5 protein-coding genes are annotated in these 4,336 nt (G+C 69.4%); 3 read left to right on the plus strand and 2 right to left on the minus strand.

Annotated features, from left to right (window positions below; all coding sequences use genetic code 11):
- Positions 1 to 226: 226 nt before the first annotated feature.
- Both lpdA and JHC99_RS17535 read left to right on the plus strand, forming a co-directional pair.
- Positions 227 to 1,651: a dihydrolipoyl dehydrogenase gene (gene lpdA / locus JHC99_RS17530; protein ID WP_292155952.1), complete on the plus strand. Its 1,425-nt coding sequence runs from the start codon at positions 227 to 229 to the stop codon at positions 1,649 to 1,651.
- Position 1,652: 1 nt separating this feature from the next.
- Positions 1,653 to 2,444 (plus strand): SDR family oxidoreductase, encoded by a 792-nt coding sequence (locus JHC99_RS17535; protein WP_292155953.1) that lies wholly within the window; start codon positions 1,653 to 1,655, stop codon positions 2,442 to 2,444.
- A 45-nt stretch (positions 2,445 to 2,489) separates the two neighbouring features.
- On the opposite strand, the gene JHC99_RS17540 is transcribed toward JHC99_RS17535, so the two are convergent.
- Positions 2,490 to 3,512, minus strand: a complete 1,023-nt coding sequence (locus JHC99_RS17540) for a retropepsin-like aspartic protease (RefSeq protein WP_292155954.1) — start codon at positions 3,510 to 3,512, stop codon at positions 2,490 to 2,492.
- Between the two features lie 131 nt (positions 3,513 to 3,643).
- Here JHC99_RS17540 and JHC99_RS17545 point away from each other — a divergent pair, with 131 nt between their 5' ends.
- Positions 3,644 to 3,985, plus strand: coding sequence for a hypothetical protein (locus JHC99_RS17545; protein ID WP_292155955.1), 342 nt, complete (start codon positions 3,644 to 3,646; stop codon positions 3,983 to 3,985).
- Here JHC99_RS17545 and JHC99_RS17550 read toward each other — a convergent pair.
- The coding region (locus JHC99_RS17550) for a tyrosine-type recombinase/integrase (RefSeq protein WP_292155956.1) at positions 3,982 to 4,336 on the minus strand (355 nt) is incomplete at its 5' end. The two genes, JHC99_RS17545 and JHC99_RS17550, sit on opposite strands and share 4 nt — an antisense overlap.

Consider the following 4,336-nt stretch of genomic DNA (forward strand, 5'->3'; position numbering starts at 1 on the left):
GTCGATCCGACCTGGCTGGTGCTGGGCGTCTTGCTGGTGGTGGGTCTCATCATCGTCGCCGTCTCGCGACGGAGGCGTCGACAACGACAGGCCGGGCATCTCACGGTCTGACCACCCCTCGCCAGACCCCGCAGAGCTTCCCATATCCGCCACAGCGGTTGACCGGAACGGGTCAGGCGCTAGGACAGCGGCCGACTCCCCGTCCGCGACCGATACAGAGGTTTCCATGGCAGACGCCGCCCCCGCAGCCACCACTTCCTACGACGTCGTGATCATCGGCGGCGGCCCCGGGGGCTACAACGCCGCCATCCGCGCCGGGCAGCTGGGGCTGAAGGTGGCCTGCGTCGAAAAGGGCGAGACCCTGGGCGGCACCTGTCTGAATGTCGGCTGCATGCCGTCCAAGGCCCTGCTGCACGCCTCGGAACTGTTCGAGATCGCCAACAAGGAGTTCGGCACGCTCGGCATCGATGTCGGTACGCCCAAGGTCAACCTGCCGCAGATGATGAAGCAGAAGGCCGACAGCGTCGCCGCCCTGACCAAGGGCATCGAATTCCTGTTCAAGAAGAACAAGGCCGACTGGATCAAGGGCGCGGGCAAGATCGTCGGGACCGGCAAGGTCGAGGTCACCGCTTCCGATGGAACCGTCACCACTCTGACGGCGAAAGACATCGTCATCGCCACGGGCTCCGAGCCCACCCCCCTGCCGGGCGTGGACTTCGTCGAGGGCAAGATCATCGATTCCACCGGCGCCCTGTCGCTGCCGGCCATCCCGAAGAAGCTGATCGTCATCGGCGCGGGCGTGATCGGACTGGAGCTCGGCTCGGTCTGGCGTCGTCTGGGCGCCGAGGTCACGGTGGTCGAGTTCCTCGACAAGGTCGGCGCCGGCATGGACGCCGAGGTCGCCACCGCCTTCCAGCGCGGCCTGACCAAACAGGGGATGGTCTTCAAGATGGGGACCAAGGTCACCTCGGCGAAGGCGGCCAAGGACGGGGTGGTCCTGACGCTGGAGCCCGCCGCAGGCGGCGCCGCCGAGACCCTGACGGGCGACGTGGTGCTGGTCGCCATCGGCCGCCGGCCCTACACTGCCGGCCTGGGGCTGGAGAGCGTCGGCATCGAGACCGACAAGCGCGGCTTCCTGGTCAACGACCACCTGAAGACCGGCAAGGACGGAATCTGGGTCATCGGCGACGTGACCCACGGTCCGATGCTGGCCCACAAGGCGGAGGAAGACGCGGTCGCGGTCATCGAATTCATCGCCGGCAAGGCGGGCCACGTCGACTACGACCTGGTCCCCAGCGTCATCTACACCGGCCCGGAAGTGGCCTGGGTCGGCAAGACCGAGGAACAGCTCAAGGCCGACGGCGTCGCCTTCAAGAAGGGCAAGTTCCCTTTCACCGCCAACTCGCGCGCCAAGATCAACCATGAGACCGAGGGCTTCGTGAAGGTCCTGGCCGACGCGACGACCGACAAGGTGCTCGGCGTCCATATCTTCGGCCCGGCTGCGGGCGAGCTGATCGGCGAGGCCTGCGTCGCCATGGCCTTCGGCGGCTCGTCGGAGGACATCGCCCGCACCTGCCACGCCCACCCGACCCGCTCCGAAGCCGTCAAACAGGCGGCCATGGGCGTCGAGGGCTGGACGATGCAGGCCTAGGGTGGACCTCCGCCTCACCGGCAAGCGCGCCCTGGTCTGCGGCGGCTCCAGCGGCCTCGGTCGCGCGGTGGCCGAGGCGCTGGCGGCGGAAGGGACGCACGTCGCCCTCTTGTCGCGGGATGCGGCGAAGCTGCAGGCCGTGGCCGACGGGATCAATGCGACGGCCGTTGGCCGGGCCGTCGTCGTGACGGCCGATCTGGCCGATCACGACGCCCTGCTGAAGGCGGTCGACACGGCCGAGGGCCTGCTGGGCGGGCCGATCGAAATCTTGCTGAACAATACGGGCGGGCCGCCGCCGTCGGGCGTCGCGGGGCTGGACCCCGAGCTGTGGCGGGCCCAGTTCGAGTCGATGGTGCTGTCGGTGTTCCGACTGACCGACCGGGTGCTGCCGGCCATGCGGGCGGCGGGCTGGGGACGCATCCTCAACGTCGCCTCGTCCTCGGCGGTGGAGCCCAGCGCCGTACTGGGCGTGTCCAACACCTTGCGCGCAGGCATTACCGGCTGGGCCAAGAGCCTGGCGACGGAGGTCGCCGCCGACGGGGTGACCGTCAACACCCTCCTGCCCGGCCGCATCGACACCCCGCGCATCCAGCAACTGGATCGGGCCGCCGCCGAACGAACGGGCGTGACGCCGGAACAGGCGCAGGCGAAATCGGTCGAGAGCATTCCGGTCGGAAGGCTGGGCGAACCCGCCGAGTTCGGCGCCGTGGCGGCCTTCCTCGCCAGCCCGAAGGCCGCCTATGTCACCGGCTCCCTGATCCGTATCGACGGCGGGGCGATCCGCAGCATTTGAGTGCGCTGGCGCCTGGCTCACGGAGCCTCGCTGTTTGAGCGCAGGCTATCGCTCGACAGCCGAGGGCGTCCGGCGCGGCTGCAAGCCACTGAAGGCCATGCGGCGCGAGCCGTAGTCCAGCTCCACCCGGCGGAAGCGGTAGAGCACGTCGGCGCCGATCAGGAGCGCAGGCTGGCTGTCGAGGCCCAGGGTCTGGAAGGCATGCAGGTCCGCGAAGAGCAGGGGCGTGGGCCCGAGCTGGTGTCGGCCGATCTGGAGGTTGTTCAGACGTCCGGCATGGGCGTCGATCGTTTGGCCCGTGACACCATAGAGCGGGATCGGGCGGGACCCGACCTGGCCGCCGATGGCGCGCAACAGGGCCATGTTGCCGATCGAATACTGGCCGCCGCTATCGACGAACGACTGGACCGGCACGCCGTCCGCCAGGGCGTTGGTCAGGATCAACTGGCCGGAGACGTCGGCGCGCGCGCGCGTTCCACCCTGCAGTCGGGTCGGAATAATGGAGGCGGAGCCACGCGTGATGAAGGTGAAAGACGAGGACGTCAGGTTGACGGTCCGATCCGCCAGATTCATCGACAGGCGAAACTGCGACAGCACGTCCAGACCGAGGAGACCATCCGCAGCCAGCAGTGATCGTTCAAACACCGGCATGACCAGGTCGTTGAATCGCTGCCTGCCGAAGGTCAGCCGATCGACCCGGACCGTCGGCGTCGCCTGGGCCGAGGTGATCCCGTGGACGACCACGGTCGGGCCGGAAGGCAGGCCCAGGGCCTCGGCGAGGTCGCGGGCGATGGAGGTTCGCTCGGCGCCCGTGTCGAGCACGAACAGGTTCGGGCGGCGCCGGTTCAGGCGCACGGCGGCCGCCATCCGGGTCAGGATATTGGGCGAGAGAGACAGCGCGTCCGGCGGCGGAACTTCCCGCTGGGGCGTGGGCGAGGCGTCCGCCTGTTGCGCGAAGGCGGGTCCGTCCAGACCGGTCAGCAGCAAGGCGCCGCCGCCCAGCAGCAGCCGGCGGTCGATGCCCTCGCGCCCGGGCTCGTCCCTGGTCTGCGGTGTCCGCTCGATCATGGCCGCCTCCCCGCGGCTTTTGCCCGAGCCTAGGACGGCGGGAACGGCCCGCCTAGTCTCCGCCGCGTTACCGATTAGTCATGCGTGATGCAGCCGCAGGGTGTATGTTGAGGGTCTGAACGGAGGTTCCGATGCTGTCGATGCTGCTCCTTCTCGCCGCCGCGCCACAGTCGGCGATCCCTCCGATGCCACCTGCACCCGTTCCCGGAGGGCAGGCTACGATGCGCGTTCTGGGCCAGCCTGGGCCCGGCTGCGCGTCGCTGGCGATCCCTGCGAATGATCCGAATGCCGGGAACGCCCTGCTCTGGCGGGAGGGTCGGGACCGGGTCGGTCATTACCTGTTGCTGGAGCGACGCGTGAACGGCTGTTCGGTCCCGATCATCGTCAACTATCGCGTCCCCGGATCGAACGCCGTCGGCCGCGAGGTCGGCCGGGCTCCCGCGCCTTCGGCGGCAGTCGTTCCTCGTCGCTAGGCGCGCGGATGCGCCGAAGCATAGGCGCCCAGCAGGTGGGCGGCGTCGACGGCGGTGTATTTCTGGGTCGTCGACAGGCTGGCGTGACCCAGCAGTTCCTGAATGCTGCGCAGATCGGCCCCCGCGCCGAGCAGATGGGTCGCGAAACTGTGCCTGAGCGCGTGCGGCGTGGCGCTGGCGGGCAGGCCGAGGCGGCCCCGGAGCTTCTGGACCGTCGCCTGCACATGGCGGGCGCTGAGCCGACCGCCGCGACGGGCGCGGAACAGCGCGTCGGACGGCTCAAGCGGGAAGGGCTGGGCGGCCAGGGCCGCGTCCACCGCTGAGCGGACGGCGGGCAGGACAGGCACGATC

Origin of the sequence: Brevundimonas sp. (assembly GCF_016463485.1) — a bacterium.
Taxonomy (GTDB): domain Bacteria; phylum Pseudomonadota; class Alphaproteobacteria; order Caulobacterales; family Caulobacteraceae; genus Brevundimonas.

Bases quoted from the DNA above. Each gene is read 5' to 3' on its own strand.
- lpdA (WP_292155952.1), top strand. From the start codon at position 227: ATGGCAGACGCCGCCCCCGCAGCCACCACTTCCTACGACGTCGTGATC.
- JHC99_RS17540 (WP_292155954.1), bottom strand. From the start codon at position 3,512: ATGATCGAGCGGACACCGCAGACCAGGGACGAGCCCGGGCGCGAGGGC.
- JHC99_RS17545 (WP_292155955.1), top strand. From the start codon at position 3,644: ATGCTGTCGATGCTGCTCCTTCTCGCCGCCGCGCCACAGTCGGCGATC.